This is a genomic window from Alteromonas ulvae (assembly GCF_048987005.1).
Taxonomy (GTDB): Bacteria; Pseudomonadota; Gammaproteobacteria; order Enterobacterales; family Alteromonadaceae; genus Alteromonas.
The window spans coordinates 290846-308178 of sequence record NZ_CP185261.1 but is presented as its reverse complement, the minus strand read 5'-3'; the positions used below and the strand labels follow the sequence as shown (position 1 = coordinate 308178).

Sequence of the window (17333 nt, the reverse complement as noted above, 5' to 3'; positions counted from 1 at the left end):
GATGGCAGGTTTACTTATAGTTAGACGTTTAATCATCAATTTAACATCTTGCACGTGATGTGCTTTCATACGCACGGCTTATTTGTGCAATCATCGTACCCCTAATACGATTTTGCATGACATTCTGTTTATGTTGCATGCAATCGCGGATAAAGTCTGCTTTTCGTTAACTATGTCAATATATTATTGCTGTGAATTAGACCGCTGTGGATTGGAGCACCGTTGATTAGGCGTCTTTAGCTAACCATAAAATTGCGTTAGCATAGTGTCAATTATCCACTCATTAGCACTTTACACGCACATAACCAATTAAACTAACAGGGTTTCAATTTATGCAGCAGCTACTGGCATCAAGTGTCATCGCAGCGCTTCGCAACACTGATTCAAGCGTGGAGATAACCCTCCCTTTACCTACTACGCCCCTAAAAACCGAGCAGTGGCTGGCTCAGTTTGTATCTCTATTCCACTTTCAAGCTTCACAAGCTGATTGGGGCGCCGACAGGTTTCAGGTGGTATTAACCTCTGTGAAAGGCCACCCGCCTTTTCAGTGTCTTCTTTGCATAGAGTGGTTATGTGAAGCGATATGGCTTGAGCCCATCGGCAGCGAGCAACACCCTCAAATCATTGGTAATTATCTAAAAGAACAGGGCGGCGCTTTTTCGTGAATAGTCGGCACTCGGGCTCCGTCCAACGCATGATATCTACGTTAAACAAGCGCACAGTCCGCTCTGCGTTTTCGTATGCTCTCGCGCTAACGGGACTGTTGCTTGTGTCACTCTCCGCTACCGCCAAAAATGACATACATATTGATGAGTCTTTTCAACATAGTCTTATTAATCACAATAGCAGCATAACTCACGCTCCTGACTCGGCGACCTACTTTGATGTATTAGAGGGTACGAGTGCTTTTTCAGGCCAACTGATTAAATCTGCAAACACAAGGCAGTGGCTGTCTACCGAAATACATCACGACGGCTTTAGTCCGCTCTCCCTAGTGGTAAAGGTAGATCGACTAAACATTGACGATCTGCAGCTTTATTTGCTCAACGACAGTGAGCGCATTATTAAAACGTATCGCTATCAGGCAGGAAAAGGAGACCTTTCGCTCTCTCAACCCATTCCTAGTATTCGATTGCCTTTTACTCTCCAGCCTTATCAAAAAGTGCGCTTGCTCATTGGCATTAAAGACACAGGGTTAAACAATATTCCTGTTACGCTGTGGGAAAGGGATGTGCTCCAGCAATACGATGCTAATATGCTGGTTGCCTTAGGTGCGGTGCTTGGCGTGTTCGCACTTATTATTACCTACTTCCTTCTTTCTTACTTCAACCAACGTGTTGCCATTCGATTTTGGCTTGCGATGTCATCATTGGCCATGCTGACGCTTTTTTTCATTTTTCAAAGCGGACTAGGTTTGTCGCCAAGCTTAACCAACACAACTGAAGCGGCATTTATTATCGCATCAATGTTGATGTTGCTGTGCTTTGCAAAAGTAACCCATCACCTATTTCCTCGAGTTCCCGTTTTTCTCAAGGTACTTAATTCTGTCATTCCTTTGGTGTGCTTATATTGCTTTTTCATCAAGCCCACTGCGGCTGTGGTAGTTCTGCTCAGCACTATTGCGGTCATGAGTGTAAGCCAAGTTGCTTTGGCGCTTACGTTTAAAGAAAATCGACAAACAAGTCGCTTGTTCTCAACTGGATGGCTCTCGTTTTTTGTCTTGTTTGCAATATCGATTCAAGGCCTTTATCACTTCATGGTTTATACCTTCAGTGTCTATTTAGTTATGCTGTTTTTTGCCGCCTTTGGGCTGTTGTGTTTAGGCATGGCCGCAGCAACAAAAGAACGGTTTTACAACAAAAAGCAGTTGGTTAAAAAAGAAGAAATCATTACCAACTTAAACCATTTCTATCATTTATTTAGAAACTCAGCAGAAGGACATTACACGTCAACTTGGGACGGTAACTTAGTGTCTGTAAATCCGGCCATGTATAAGCTTTTTGGATATATCGATGAAGACGACATGCTGGAAACCGGCGCAAAAACATCGGTTTTCTATGCTAACGCTGATGACAGGCAGCTTCTCTTAGGCGAACTGTCTCAAACGGGTCACTTAACTGGTAAAGAAATAAGAGCTAAACGAAAAAATGGTGAAGAGTTTTGGATTTCGTTGTCTTGCCGTTTGCAAGAAAATGGTGATGGTCCCTATATTTTCGGCTCAATTATCGACATCACCGAGAAAAAACAATCGGATCTTAACTTACGCTATTTAGCCACTCACGACTCCCTGACAGGGGCATACAATCGCCGCCAGTTTGAAACTGAGTTTAAAAGTAAGGTAGCATCGGTTTCCAGCCCGCCTATATGTCTTCTGTATTTAGATTTAGACCGGTTTAAGATAGTTAACGATACCTGCGGTCATAAGGCGGGTGACGTACTCATAAAAGATATCGCCAGACTGATAGAAAACACGCTTTTAAAAAACGCCCTTCTTGCCCGTCTAGGCGGCGATGAATTCGGTATCATTTATTCAGATTATGATGAGAAACGTGTCTTTGAGAACGCAGAAAAGATACTTAATGCAGTGCAAGACTACCGCTTTATGTGGAACAACCGCATTTTCAATTTAGGCGTGAGCATTGGCATGGTGGTATGCGATGAAAATACCACAAGTGCTGGGCAGTACTTAAGCATGGCAGATGCAGCGTGCTATTTCGCCAAAGACCAAGGCCGCAATCAAATTCATCGATACAACAGTAATGAAGAGAGCACGCAGCGTTATCAACGCGAACTAGATTGGGTATCTACCATTAACAACGCGTTAGAAGAAAACCGTTTTGAACTGTTTTATCAGGCGCTTCGACCACTGAGCCAAGCTAATGAAGGGTATTATTACGAAGTGCTGCTTCGCTTGCGAGAAAGCGACGGGAAAATTGTAGAGCCCGCCAACTTTCTGCCTACCGCAGAGCGTTTCGAAATGAACGTAAACGTAGACAAGTGGGTAGTAACGAATACATTCAAGTGGCTATCGGAAAACCCCGAGCACCTAAGCAATCTCAAGCGCTGCAGCATCAACTTAAACTGCCACTCCCTGGCCGATAGAGATTTTACGTTGTTCATTCTTAATGCATTTGAAACTTTTGGTATTGCGTATAACAAAATTTGCTTTGAAGTTATTGAGTCAGTGGCCATTATTAAAATGGAGGACACGTTGGCCTTTATGCAGACCTTCAAAAATTTAGGCTGCACATTTTCTCTTGATGATTTTGGCAGCGGCTTTTCATCCTACAACTATCTTAAAAGCCTTCCTGTGGATCAGGTGAAAATAGACGGCATGTTTATAAAAGATATGCTTAACGACGCCATAGACACTGCTATGGTTGCATCGATAAAGGATGTGGCGAAAGCCATGGGCATGCAGACAGTGGCAGAGTTTGTTGAGAATGAAGCCACAATGACCCAACTAGGAAACATGGGAATCGATTTCGCTCAGGGCTATGGTGTCGCGATGCCTGCCCCTCTCGTCAATTTCACCCCGCTGTAGAACGCCTAATTACGACAGTTTCATAACATTGAGCCCGCCTTCAATTTATATCAAATAAAAAAGAGTGATAGAGCAAAAACACCAAAACCGGATGAAATGCGTATAATGGTGGGCCATTGGCAATAACGCTTTTTAATAACCGTGTAACATTACCTTCAATAAATGATACAATGTAACATTGCGCGGTAAAGAGTGCATAATAGCGAAAACATACAAAAGACGACCTAGAAAAGATGCTACCAAATTCGGTAGCGATCAGTGCTGATATCTGGCTTGCAAAAGCTGTGATTATCCCCACATATGGCCTACTGTCCTAAGCGTAGAAGTAACATGAGTAGCAAACAGCCTAAATACGAATTTGTCAGTTCAGCAAAATTGCCAACGCGGCTTGGTGATTTCAAAATACACGGCTTCGTTGAAGCCAGTGGTCAAGAGCACGTTGCCCTATCATACGGCAACTGGAAGAAAGGCGATATTGTGCCAATTCGAATCCACTCAGAGTGCTTGACCGGAGATTCTCTTTTCAGTACCCGCTGCGACTGTGGTTTTCAGTTAGAAAAAGCCATGCAAAACATTGTCGATAATGGCTTTGGCTTACTACTATACCTTCGCCAAGAGGGTCGCGGCATTGGACTGCTTAATAAAATACGTGCTTACAATCTGCAAGATAGCGGCATGGACACCGTAGAAGCCAATGAGCATTTAGGCTTCGATGCTGACCTTCGTAGCTACGACATCTGTAAACTCATGCTAGATACGCTAGACGTTACCCGCGTAGAGTTAATGACAAACAACCCTAAGAAACTAGCGGCTCTTACAGCCCTTGGAATAGACGTTGTATCGCGCAAACCTATCGATCATGGCGTAACGAAAGACAATAAACACTATTTAAAAACCAAAACAGAAAAGCTGGGACACGCATTCGACCCCCATATTTTTAAATAGTATTGCAAGGGCGTGCTATTTTTTGCTGTACATTTTTGCAGCTCACAAGCGCTGCCCGAAGGGGGCGTTTTTTTATTCAGCTTAGGTTAATTAACCGCGGGTTATAACGTATACAGACTTACCAACATTGTTTGTTCGCTACAGCAAGCGCACAATGACAATGTAAGGAGAATGTATGAAAAACATAGCCCTTTCTATCGCAATTTCCCTCGGCGGCATTGCAGTTGGTTTGCCGGTAGTTGCTCAGCAATCAACCGTTGATATTACCGCTAATCAGTCGTTGTCTACTCGCCAAACTCAAGTACCTAATGCACAATTGGACAGCCTTTTGGCTCCTATTGCTTTATATCCCGATACCTTACTCACCCACATACTCATCGCCTCTACCTACCCCCTTGATGTGATTTCAGCAGATAGGTGGCGACAAAGTAACAAACACCTTACGCCAGAGCAGGTTGAAGACGTATTAGAAGATGTGGATTGGGATCCAAGCGTGAAGGCGTTGGCCGCATTTACTGATTTGCTCAACACCATGGCCAATGACCTAGACTGGCTGCAACAACTCGGCGACAGCGTCTTGATAAGCCAAGACAGAGTACTCGACCGCGTTCAAGTGTTGCGTCAACACGCAAGAAACACTGGGAACTTAGATACCAATGACTATATTGAAGTGGAAACAGAGCAAAACCATTCCAGAGAGATTATTTATATCTCCCCTCGTCAGCGAGAGGTGGTGTATGTACCTTATTACGACCCTCAAATTGTGTACGGAAATTGGTGGCACCCTATTGCGCCGATATTCTGGTCTCACCAGGTAAATTATCACCGTCATAGAAACGTATATTGGTCACCGCGAGTGAGAATATCGGCCTTCTTCTCTTTCGGTGCTGTGCACTGGAGTAATCGCCATGTTATTGTGCATCGCCAGCCAGTGCACAGGTTTTACAGAGGCAGTCAGCGCAAACGAGTGATCAGCAATGATTATCAACGCTGGGAGCATCGTGTGGATCACAGACGAGCCCGTTACTCAACGCGCGTGTTGCAAACTCAACCCACTCGTGTTGTGCACAGCAGTAATAGAAGCGTATCTACTAGGCATCTTGCTAGTTCGCTCGGCTCAAGGTCGATATCAAAAGCACAGTCTATAAAACCAGAATCTGCGATACGCAGAACAGGGACAAACAAGGCAGCAATAAATAAGACGCGAACGTTTAGGAAAGACGCTAACCGCAGCAGAACGTCACAAAACCAAGTTTCTCCAGTAGTAAAGACTGGCAGCGTTTCGAACAAACGGACAGCGAATAGGCAGACTGTCACTCGAACAAGCAAGCAAACGGTCTCTCGTAACGTATCGCCCAAAAGAAACGTGAGCCATTACGAGCGAAGCAGAAATGTTCAGTCTCAAAATCGGCTATCTAAAGACAAATAGCTTCGAAACAAAAGGCGTTAACAATAAGGTGCCAGAAACAGACGCTTAATAATCCTGCAGGCATTGGCTAACAGTGGCTACTACTAGGGCGTTGTAAAAAAAAGCAGTAGCCATTAGCCTTAAACCTAGGCTATCGAATAAGACAGTAACGCCTGTACAAAACGAGCAGGAGAAGCCGGGTCTAAATTGAAGTATAGAGACGGCTCTATAAGTTCTAGCTCCATAATAGCCCACTCATTGTGTTGGTGGACTAGGTCGACACGTGCATATAGAGCTGAAGTCGGCATTGCTCCTAATGCTCGCTCTGCTATGTGTTGCTGCTCTTTGCTTGCGTCAACGGGTAACAATTGCCCACCGTGCTCCTCCTGAACTCGAAAGTCTCCTTGTTGAGGCACTTTTAAAATGGCATGGCTGTACTCCCCCCCGAAATAAAACAGCGAGAATTCCCCTTCCTCCACCACGCTAGGTAAAAACGGCTGAATCATGTACCGACGGGCGGCAAAGGTAGTCAGCAATGAGGGCATTACCACGGCCAAATTTGAGGAAGAGACTCTAAAGGTATCATCAGCGTTTGCGCTCAGCGTTGGCTTAATAACAACTTCTTCAGTATTAAAACGCGCAAAAGCATCGTGTATATCTTGCTCCACCAAACATTCCCCCCACTTAGTATCTACTATGGGTAGGCCTGCGATAGCTAAGTCCTTCAAATACTGCTTTTCTATGTTCCATTTAATCAGCGCTAAAGGATTTAGTAAGCTAGCCGATGACTCGTCAATGGCCCTCAATGTATTGAGAAAGGTGTCAGGATGCTGTTGGTAGTCCCACGTACTGCGCACGATAACGTAATTGTACTGGTCCCAATTGACGTTCTTTTTGTGCCATGAGATTGTCTCTACCGAACACCCCATATCCTCAAAGTAAGGAATGAGCAATTCATCATAAACGAAGAAATCGTCCAAATTATCGGTAGAAAGAAAAGCTATATGTAACATGAATGTCTCATTTGTGAATTGAGAATTAACACGCTCTAGTCTAGCGGTTACCTTAAACTTTAACCAAGTGATAAAAGACAAGAAATGTAGACCAAAGTTACATATCGCAAAAACCGTCAATAACTTACTATTCGACGAATTTTGTTGGAAGCTAATACCTCTTCTACACTAAACATAAACACATGGCGGAGACCTGTATGCAATACCCTTGGCTTTTAGAAGGTCAGAAAATATTTCGCGTAGTCATCATTGCTCAACTGGTTATTGCCGTTGTCATTGGCCTGATTACCGGAGAACTCCTGCCTGCATTTATTTTTGGTATTCCTATCGCTGCGGTGCCCTTGGTGTTGAGTATGCAGTCGCCTTATTCTGCTTTGAGCCGCCATGCCATGGCCATTGGTGTGCAGCTGCTTACCGCGCTGCATATTCATCAGTCATTCGGGCTTATTGAAATTCATTTTGAAATTTTCGTCCTTCTCGCTTTCTTATCAGTCTTTAGAGATTGGAAAGTAGTTGCTACCGGAACGACAGTGGTTGCGTTACATCACATTAGCTTCTTCCTCCTGCAATCTAGCGGCGCCCCACTTGTGATTTTTGAAGAAGGCCACGTTACCTTCACCATATTGCTTTTACATGCTGCCTTCGCCGTCGCGGAAGGTGGTGTGCTGATGTATATGGCAAAGATTGCCCACGAGGAGGGTGCTGGCGCCGCGGAGCTGTCCCTAGCCATCAACGACATGCAAAAGGAAAATAACAGGCTGGACTTAACGGTTGCTGTGGACAGAGACAACAAACTACTACGACCTTTTGGCGAACTGATTGACCAAGTTAAAGAATTAGTTCAACTGGCTTCGTCACTCACTGACGACGTAGTTAGGGGCTGCGGCAACATGGAAAAAGCGGCGAATAACATGTTCGATATAAGCCACAAAACCGACCAAGAAATTGCCATGGTGTCCGCTTCGTCAGAAGAAATTGCGCAAACTATGCAAATGTCGACTGAACAAACCACTATAGCTAGCGATAAGGCGTCAGCAGCTCAAGCTTCATCGCAAGCCACCAAAAATTCCATTGCCACTACCAGTAAAACAATCAATTCATTGCGAAGCACGCTCAATAGCGCTGAAAAAACCAGTGCTGCACTAAATGAGCAATGCTCGCACATTTCCGACGCTATGCGCTCTATTACAGCCGTAGCAGAACAGACTAACTTACTTGCTCTTAACGCAGCTATTGAGTCAGCCCGAGCGGGGGAGCACGGTAGAGGATTTGCCGTGGTTGCAGATGAAGTACGTACCCTTGCTATTCGATCGAAAGAAAGTGCGGAACAAATCACAAGTATTACTGAGCAGCTTGTTTCTCAAACGGCAAGCTCGGTAGACCAAATGCAGTCTTGTATCAACCTTGTTGATGAGGCAGTTATGTCGAGTGAAAGTGCAACTAACGCAATGGCTGAAATTATGTTACAAATTAACGATGCCAGTGAAAGCATGACAGAAATCGCCACATCGGCAGTAGAGCAAGAAACAGCGTCTGCATCCATTGCTGAAAGTACGGCTCGCTTAAGCGAATTCACTTCTGAAGAGCTCGCTACCGCTGAATCTCTTGCAGGCGAAGTACAGGTGCTTACACAAATATCGCAAAAAATGCGCAGTGCCATCGAGCGCTTTAAACTGCAATGACAAAAGGCCTTTCTTGGGCGCTGCTTGCCTTGTGGGCAAGCAGCCTACTCGCCGCCATGCTAGTGTATGGTCAGCGCCAGCTATCAGAGTTCGATCCTGACGGCATACTGCTTCATCACTCAACCTCACCCACATTTGACAGTGAGCTTACGCAACTGCTTAAAAGCAGTAATATACCCAGTGCCAGCATTATCCACGTTGGTTCATCTGAAAATTGCTACTGCGAAACACTCACCGCGCCCCACCAAACTCAGTTACTCAATCGCCTTGGTGAATCCCATTACGACATTGTAAATATTGCGCTGGACACCGTAAAAGGACTAAGCAATATAATTACTACCGTTCCTGCGTTAATTGTTATTGATGAGAATTACCAGTTGCGCTACGTAGGCCCTTACGCCACAGGCTATGGCTGCTTTACTGGTAAAAACTTGGTGGACCAAATAGTAAGCTATACACATCAACTCCCCTACAACGGCGCTATTATCAACAGTGATGCCACTGGCTGTTTTTGTTGATATGGCACGTGAGCATGACTATCTGCGTTTTCGCGCTTTTTAAGTCATTAGAAGTTTTGCCACTGCTAGGGCTGACTTAGGCCTTTGAGATGCGCCACTACACTTCGCCCTAGTGCGCTTAAACTGTAGCCGCCTTCAAGCATACTTACGATACGTCCCTCGCAACAGCTATCAGCAACGCGTCTCAAGGCTTGGCTTATCCAAAAATAATCGTCTTCCACCAAACGTAAATGGGCCATGGGATCTTCAGCGTGGGCATCAAAACCTGCCGAAATCAGAATAAGCTGAGGCTGGAAATTAGACAGCGCATTAAACCAATGGTGTACTTTTTCTCTAAACACATCGCCTGTTATACCTGCCTCAAGGGGCACGGCTAGAATATTACTTGCAGAAACCGGCGCTCCACTATGGGGGTAAAAAGGATGCTGAAAGCTTGAACACAGCATAATGCGCTGGTCGCCCGCCACTATCTGCTCTGTGCCGTTGCCATGGTGAACATCAAAATCCACAATGGCTACCCGCTGTAAATTGTAGTTTTGTAATGCATAGCGCGCTGCCAACACAATATTATTGAATACGCAAAAGCCCATCGCGCTATCGTAGGTAGCGTGATGCCCGGGAGGCCTAGTGGCGCAGAAAGCCTGTCTTTCTGTTCCCGCCATGACATAATCTACGGCATTGCAGCCAGCGCCAGCCGATTCCAACGCTGCCGTTAAACTGTGCTTCATTAAGCCAGTATCTTCATCTAGCCAGGCTGTAGCCGTCGTTTCACCGGCGTACATGGTCTTTTCATCATCACTAAAAGACACCTGAGCAGCACGGTCGAATACACTTTTAATGTAATATGGGTCGTGCGCTAAAGATAAATATGACTCAGGAATTGGCGTGGCATCGCCGTGTTCACAAATCATCTCTAGCCCAGATGATAAAAGCTGATCGTCTATAGCAAATAATCGATCGGGTGACTCTGGATGCTCATTTCCTAAGTCATGTTTCGTGCCGTGCTTACCACGGAATATTTTTATTGTCATATCAGCGACGCCACATCAAGTACCAATTCAACATCACTAGGATCACCGGTAAATTTACGCTTAAAATTTGCTTGCTCAAAAATGGCAATCATGGGCATATTATCTCCGCGAACGTAAGCCATCATTTTGCTAATTTCGCGCTTTTTCGCAATATTGATGAGCTCTTTCAACAATAACTTAGCCATGCCTTTACCTTGCTGTGTTTCGCGAGTAACGAAAGCAGCCTCACAGGTGTTGTCCGACGGATTGAAATAGAACCGCCCTACTGCATGAATGGTAATCCGCGAACCCTCTTGGCGAACAATACATAGCCCCGCGTCAGAGCTTTGGTCGACGCTAACTAAGTTACAGGATTTTTCACGAGACATTTGCTTAGGATCGTAGTTATAGCGCAATCGCAGCGTTTCTTTGGTATGGGAGTAGAAAAATTCCTGCAGCCGTCGTTCATCAGCAGGGTTTAGCGGTCGCATATAAAAGCGCTCGCCCCGTATATCCAGCTTTTTAAGCTGAATAGCGCCTAATTCAGGAATGTCGGTAGGGTACTTTTCCTGATAGTGCGGTACCCAATAATGCTGCCTGACTTCTTCTAGTAATGCCGAGCGAAACTTAGGATGCGCAACACGAATAAGTTCTAGCGCACGCTCTCGAATACTTTTTCCCTTCAGCGAGGCGATACCGTATTCGGTGACCACATACTGCACGTTGCCCCGCGATGTAACAACACCGGCCCCCTCACTAATTTGGGGCGTAATTCGGGAAATGGTTTCATTTTGAGCAGTTGAGGGAAGCGCAATAATCGCTTTTCCGCCCTTGCTAATGGATGCGCCAGTGACAAAATCAACCTGCCCACCTATTCCACTGTAAAAGTCATAACCTAAAGAGTCAGCAACAACCTGCCCAGTGAGATCTACCTCAAGAGCGCTATTAATTGCCACCATATTGTCGTTTTTCGCAATATTGGTGGGCTTATTAACATAACTACTTGGATAAAATTCTATGTGCGGATTGTTATCAATCAGCTCGTAAAGCTTGCGCGTGCCAATGGCAAAGCTTGTGACAACCTTACCGGGGTGGAATGTCTTTTTCTTATTGGTGACGGCGCCTGAAGCCAGTAACTCAATAATACTGTCGGTGAGCATTTCGCTGTGTATGCCCAAATCTTTATGAGTGCAAAGATACTTGAGGGTAGCGCTGGGTATTTTTCCAATGCCAAATTGCAGTGTCGCACCGTCATTCACTAGCATAGCTACATACTGCCCAATTCGCTCTGCTACGCTGTCTATGGGCGGTGTAGACACTTCCACAAGCGGTTCATCAGCTTCAATACAGGCGTGTATCTCGCTAATATGAATATAGGAATGCCCCGCTGTGCGCGGCACTTGCGGGTTTACTTGGGCAATCACTTTTTTACTATGACGTATGGCAGACATGGCAATATCAACCGATGCGCCTAAAGAGCAATAACCAAATTCATCTGGCGGACTGACATTTACCATTGCAGCATCTAATGCCAATGTCCCATCGCTGAATAAGCTGGATATTTCTGACAAAAACACCGGTGTATAGTCAGCTCGCCCTTCATCAACGGCTTTGCGCATGGCGCTGCCGCCAATAAAGAAGGTATTTGCCTTAAACAGGTTTTTGTATTCATCCTTTACCCACCGTGTGTCGCCTAAAGCAAGCATGTGCACCAATTCAATGTCGCTGAACCCCTCACTATTATCAATGAGGTGCTGCACAAGTGCGTGGGGTACTGATGCGTTACCGCCAACAAAAACACGACAGCCTGATTTTATCAACGCGGGCCAATCTGGCGCTGGAGGTAAGCGTAATGCCATACATTTCTGCCTTTATAAGCTAGCGAAACCGATAACCTATAATGCCATAAATTCAGTTACTTTCCCGCCACAATAAAGAAATACCTACCTAAGCGATTAGTCTTAGAAGTCGAGTATTTACATTATCCAAAAAAAAACGCCCACTGATATGGGCGTTTTAGCTGTTTATTTTTTGCTCGAGCATTTTTCTTAGGGCACTATTAATGTCTCTGCAGTTATCTCAAAGGCTCATTGGTAGCGGAATTTTTCTAACCAATTTCTAAAAAAGGGAGAAATGACCGACTTGCTATTGGCCAAACGATGACCATCGTTTAGCAGCAATAGCTGGGCCTTTTGGTGGCGAGCGTATTTAAGACTGTTTTCAATTGGAATGATATCGTCATTCCAACCGTGCACTAAACTCACGTAACCATCGTAGGGATAGCGCTGAATTTTATAGTCGGGCATATATAGAGCCGGCGCCATTAGAAAAACCCCGCGAGCAGAAATCTGACTCGCCGCCGCCAGCGATACATAACCGCCCATACTTGAGCCCACGAGAATGACGTCGTTGCATTTTTCGGCAATCGTTTCTTTAAGACGCATTAAACGGGCTTCTGGGCACTCGAGATCTTGATAATCAATACTCTCTACACCAAAGCCCATATCAGTTGCCACATTTGAAAGCGTTGTAATTTTACTGCCCCAAGGGCCGCTTTCTTTGCCGTGCGAAAAAACAACGGTTGTCATTGCTCATGTCCTTATTGTATTTTTTAGTGAAACTACAATTTCATTAACAGTACGAGAGATAAAAATTTACTGTATCGTAAATCCTCACTGCTTGTCTTCTTTATGAAACAGTTTTTCCACCATTACATAAAACATAGGCACAAAGAAGATAGCTAAGAAGGTGGCTGCGAACATGCCGCCCATCACGGCGATACCAATAGCATTTTGACTTGCCGCACCGGCGCCGCTGGCTAAGGCCAATGGCGTTACCCCTAAAATGAAGGCCATCGAGGTCATAAGAATAGGGCGAAAACGCTGAGTTGCTGCATTTGAAACCGCTGTCATTAAGTCTACGCCATTCTCGTATTCTTCTTTGGCAAATTCCACAATCAAAATCGCGTTCTTCGCTGCCAAGCCTACGGTGGTTAGAAATGCCACCTGCAGGTAAACGTCGTTAGGTAGGTTGAAAATAAACGCCGCTGTCACCGAGCCTAAAATACCTAATGGCACCACCAACATCACCGCAAAAGGCACCGACCAGCTCTCGTATAATGCAGCGAGACATAAAAACACCACCAATATTGAAATGGCGTACAGCACTGGCGCTTGCGAGCCCGCTTGCTGCTCTTCAAAAGATAAGCCCGACCACTCGATACCGAAGCCTGGCGGCAATTGCGCAACCAGGTTTTCCATTTCGGCAATGGCCTCGCCTGAGGACACTCCTTCAGCAGGGTTACCCTGAATATTCACCGATGATGTACCGTTGAAGCGTTCCAATTTAGGAGAGCCGTACACCCACTCGGTAGTAGCAAAGGTACTAAACGCCACCATCTCACCATCGCTATTGCGCACATACCATTTTTCCAAGTCGTTTGGCGTCATACGGTGTGGTACATCGCCCTGCATATACACCCGTTTTATACGCCCCTTATCGATAAAGTCGTTAACGTAACTCGAGCCCCATGCAATTTGAAGGGTTCGGTTAATATCACTTAAATTCAAACCTAGCGCGGAGGCCTTCTCGCTATCAATGTTTATTTTAAACTGAGGAACATCACTAAGCCCATTAGGGCGCACACCTGCCAGTTTCGGGTTTTGCGCCGCCATTCCTAACAGTTGATTACGCGCGTTCATTAACGCTTCATGGCCGTTCCCCGCTCTGTCGACTAGCTGCATATCAAAGCCTGTGGCATTACCTAACTCCATGATAGGCGGCGGTACAATTGGGAAGGCAGAAGCATCCTCAATGTGACTAAACGCACCAAAAGCTCTTCCTAGCACGGCAAAGGCCGAGCTATCGTCATCTCGTACGCTCCAATCGTTTAGATTAATAAACGCCATACCTGCATTTTGTGCCTGACCGGCAAAACTAAAACCAACAACTGAAAACAGACCATTCACTGCTTCCTGCTCTTCGTTCAGGAAGTAGTCCTCTGCTTGCTTTATCGATTCTAATGTTCTGCCTGCCGTGGCGCCTGGAGGGGTACTGACAAGCACCATCATTCGCCCCTGGTCTTCATCAGGCAAAAAAGCGCCCGGTAGCTGGCTGAAAATAAGCGCCATGCCTCCCACTAATAACCCGTAAACCACAAAGTAGCGCTTAAATCGCTGAGCCATGTGCGTCGTGGTTCGCTGATACGAGTCACGACCTTTATTGAAGTTGCGATTAAACCACCCAAAGAAACCTTTATTTTTATCCTGATCTTCAGGATGTTTTTTCAATAACGTGGCACAAAGCGACGGCGATAGAACAATGGCAACCAACACAGAAAATGTCATTGCAGACACAATGGTTATCGAGAACTGACGATAAATAGCCCCAGCAGATCCGCTGAAAAAGGCCATGGGAATAAATACAGTGGACAGCACTGCCGCAATACCCACGAGCGCGCCGGTAATTTGTGTCATCGACTTTTTGGTGGCTTCGGCAGGCGACAGACCTTCCTCTTCCATAATTCGTTCAACGTTTTCAACCACTACAATGGCGTCGTCAACGAGAAGACCGATAGCCAACACCATGGCAAACATAGTGAGTACGTTAATACTAAACCCAAATAGCGACAGTACGGCAAAGGTGCCAAGCAAAACTACCGGAACGGCAATGGTAGGAATAAGCGTTGCTCGCCAGTTTTGTAGGAAGAGCAGCATAACTAAAAATACCAACACCACGGCTTCTATTAGGGTTTCAACCACCGACTGAATCGAAAGCTCGATGAAAGGTGAGGCGTCTACCGGATAAACCACTTTTACACTGTCTGGCAAGTTAGCGCGTAACTCTTCTACCCGGTCTTTCACTGCTTTAATCGTATCCAAAGCATTCGCGCCAGAGGTCAGGCTAATTGCCATGCCCGACGCGGGTCTTCTGTCGTAGCGCACAATAACATCGTAGCTTTGCGCACCCAATTCAACGCGAGCCACATCACGCACACGCACTTGAGAGCCGTCGGTATTTACGCGCAGTACAATGTTTTCAAAATCTTTTTCAGTTTGTAAGCGGCTTTGCGCCTGAATAGTCGCATTTATCTGTTGGTTATTTATGGCTGGCAAGCCGCCTAACTGACCCGCCGACACATCGGTGTTTTGCACCTGAACCGCCGCTTGCACATCGACAGGGGTGAGGTTATAACTGTAAAGTTTGTTCGGGTCTAACCATATACGCATAGAGCGCTGGGCACCAAATACTCGCACGCTCCCCACACCATTCACCCGCGATATGGGGTCTTGAAACTGAGAAACGAGAAGGTCGCTCAAATCGAACTGGTTCATCGAGTCGTCTTCAGAGTAAAAGCCAACGGCTAGGGCAAAAGAACTGTTCGATTTAGATACCGTAACCCCTTGCTGCTGTACTTCAGCAGGTAATAAAGGTAACGCTCCCTGTACTTTGTTTTGGGTTTGAACCTGCGCAATATCAGGGTCGGTACCGGGCTCAAAAGTTAGGCTAATAGAGACACTGCTGTTAGAGCTACTGGCAGAAAAATAGCGCATGTTGTCTATACCCGACAGGCTCTGCTCTATAACCTGAGTAACAGAGTTTTCTACGGTCTCAGCAGAGGCACCAGGGTACGCAGCACTGATGGTTACCGTAGGCGGAGCCACTTTTGGATATTGCTCAATGGGAAGTGTATAAATGGCAAGCACGCCGGCCATCATCGTAATAATTGCTAAAACCCATGCAAACACGGGCCTGTCTATAAAAAAGCGAGCCATAACTAAAAATTCCTTGCTTGCTTATCGTGAGCCGCGTGATGAAGGTTGCCACTCAGATGCATTCACTTTCGCACCTGGCTTTACTTTTTGATATCCGGTAACAATAACTTGTTCACCTTCTTTTACCCCATCCTTTACCACATATTGGTCGCGATATATTTGTCCAACGCTCAGCGTTCGACCCTCAACTTCACCTCGGCTATTCACCACGTACACTGAGAGGGAGCCGTCGGTTTGCCGGGTTGTAGCTCGCTGTGGAACAAGCAGTGCATTTTCTCGCCCGGTGATCACATGGCCTTTAACGAACAAGCCAGGCAACAAGATACTGTCGGGATTGGGCATTTCGGCGCGTAACGTTACTGAGCCCGTGCTTTCATCAACGGTGACTTCAGAAAACTTAACGCTACCGGTGTGTGAGTACTTTTCTCCGCTCACTTCATCCACCGTTAATTCCACATCTAATGCGCCTTGATTTCGCATAGATTGGCGTAAGGTGAGAATGGACGCGCCCGATTCCTGCATGTCGATAAAAACGGGATCGAGTTGAGTAATAATGGCAAGTTGCTGCGCTTGGTTGGTGGTAACAAGTGTACCTTCTGTAACGAAAGAGCGGCTAATTTGCCCGCTTATAGGCGCGTACACCTTGGTATACCCCATATTCACTTTGGCAACGTCCACGGCAGCGTCAGCAACGCTAATAGCAGCTTCGGCCTGTTCTTTTTGCGCAATAACATCGTCGTATTCTTGTTTGCTAACGGCGTTTTTCTCGACCAGGTCATCGTATCGACGGGCTTTGGCCTCTAAGGTTTTCAAGTTGGCCTGCGCACTTTTCAAATCTGCTTTTGCACTGTTTAACTGCGCTAGGTATCGCGCTTCATCAATTTGATACAGCTGCTGGCCTTTTTCCACCTGCGCCCCCTCTTCAAAAAGGCGACCTGTTATCACGCCATCCACCTGCGGACGAACTTGTGACTGACGAGATGGACTTACCCGACCTGGGAGCACCATTTCATGTTGCACTGGCTGTCTTTTGAGGGTTAATACCGAAACAGAAGGAGCAGGCATTGACTGCTGTGAGCCCTGTGATTGTGCTGATTCGTTTGAACATGCTGCAACGCCTAAAAGCGCAATTAATGTCAAAAACGCTGCAGTAAAGTGAAAGGTGCGACTCATAAATCTTCTATTTCCCAATAACTAATTGAATGCAGACAGCCGAACGCCGTCTAAAATCCGCCATCTGCGATATGCCATCTGCAATAACGCAATGAATGTTTACAAAACTTGTCTATTTTCCTGTGCCAGAATACTCACTGTTGGCGAGGCCATAGTGGCTGTTGAGTACCGGTATTGATGTGACATAGTTTGGAATTCGAATATATACGAAGCTATGTTCTTATTGGCGCTATTTTGCGCTCTTATACTAAAGATTAAAAGGCTGA

12 protein-coding genes are annotated in these 17333 nt (G+C 45.8%); 6 read left to right on the top strand and 6 right to left on the bottom strand.

The window, feature by feature from the left end:
• Positions 1-332 precede the first annotated feature (332 nt).
• The 4 genes from ACOJR9_RS01300 to ACOJR9_RS01285 all read left to right on the top strand — a co-directional run bounded on the left by ACOJR9_RS01300 (position 333) and on the right by ACOJR9_RS01285 (position 5918).
• Positions 333-665, top strand: a complete 333-nt coding sequence (locus ACOJR9_RS01300; RefSeq protein WP_420934639.1) for a hypothetical protein — start codon at positions 333-335, stop codon at positions 663-665.
• 29 nt (positions 666-694) lie between these two features.
• Positions 695-3544: an EAL domain-containing protein gene (locus ACOJR9_RS01295; RefSeq protein WP_420934638.1), complete on the top strand. Its 2850-nt coding sequence runs from the start codon at positions 695-697 to the stop codon at positions 3542-3544.
• Positions 3545-3874: 330 nt separating this feature from the next.
• Positions 3875-4489, top strand: a complete 615-nt coding sequence (gene ribA, locus ACOJR9_RS01290; RefSeq protein ID WP_420934637.1) for a GTP cyclohydrolase II — start codon at positions 3875-3877, stop codon at positions 4487-4489.
• Positions 4490-4664: 175 nt separating this feature from the next.
• Positions 4665-5918 carry a DUF3300 domain-containing protein gene (locus ACOJR9_RS01285; RefSeq protein WP_420934636.1) on the top strand — a complete coding sequence of 418 codons (1254 nt, stop codon included), beginning with the start codon at positions 4665-4667 and terminating at the stop codon, positions 5916-5918.
• A 125-nt stretch (positions 5919-6043) separates the two neighbouring features.
• On the opposite strand, the gene ACOJR9_RS01280 is transcribed toward ACOJR9_RS01285, so the two are convergent.
• On the bottom strand, positions 6044-6910 hold the full coding sequence (locus ACOJR9_RS01280; protein WP_420934635.1) for an ATP-grasp domain-containing protein: 867 nt from the start codon (positions 6908-6910) through the stop codon (positions 6044-6046).
• A 197-nt stretch (positions 6911-7107) separates the two neighbouring features.
• Between ACOJR9_RS01280 and ACOJR9_RS01275 the strand changes: the two genes are divergently transcribed.
• Together ACOJR9_RS01275 and ACOJR9_RS01270 are read left to right on the top strand one after the other, a co-directional pair.
• Entirely contained in the window at positions 7108-8592 is a 1485-nt protein-coding gene (locus ACOJR9_RS01275) for a methyl-accepting chemotaxis protein (protein ID WP_420934634.1), read from the top strand.
• Positions 8589-9110 (top strand): DUF6436 domain-containing protein, encoded by a 522-nt coding sequence (locus ACOJR9_RS01270; protein WP_420934633.1) that lies wholly within the window; start codon positions 8589-8591, stop codon positions 9108-9110. The genes ACOJR9_RS01275 and ACOJR9_RS01270 overlap by 4 nt, the downstream gene beginning before the upstream one ends.
• Before the next feature lie 65 nt (positions 9111-9175).
• Here the strand turns inward: ACOJR9_RS01270 and ACOJR9_RS01265 are convergent, their stop codons facing one another.
• The 5 genes from ACOJR9_RS01265 to ACOJR9_RS01245 form a co-directional block, all read right to left on the bottom strand.
• A complete protein-coding gene (locus ACOJR9_RS01265) occupies positions 9176-10141 on the bottom strand; it encodes a histone deacetylase family protein (protein WP_420934632.1) in 966 nt (321 codons plus the stop codon).
• A complete protein-coding gene (locus ACOJR9_RS01260) occupies positions 10138-11979 on the bottom strand; it encodes a GNAT family N-acetyltransferase (RefSeq protein WP_420934631.1) in 1842 nt (613 codons plus the stop codon). The genes ACOJR9_RS01265 and ACOJR9_RS01260 overlap by 4 nt, the downstream gene beginning before the upstream one ends.
• A gap of 228 nt (positions 11980-12207) precedes the next feature.
• Entirely contained in the window at positions 12208-12708 is a 501-nt protein-coding gene (locus tag ACOJR9_RS01255; protein ID WP_420934630.1) for a YqiA/YcfP family alpha/beta fold hydrolase, read from the bottom strand.
• Between the two features lie 84 nt (positions 12709-12792).
• Positions 12793-15894, bottom strand: a complete 3102-nt coding sequence (locus tag ACOJR9_RS01250) for an efflux RND transporter permease subunit (RefSeq protein ID WP_420934629.1) — start codon at positions 15892-15894, stop codon at positions 12793-12795.
• Between the two features lie 21 nt (positions 15895-15915).
• Positions 15916-17067, bottom strand: a complete 1152-nt coding sequence (locus ACOJR9_RS01245) for an efflux RND transporter periplasmic adaptor subunit (protein WP_420934628.1) — start codon at positions 17065-17067, stop codon at positions 15916-15918.
• Between the last annotated feature and the right edge of the window lie 266 nt (positions 17068-17333).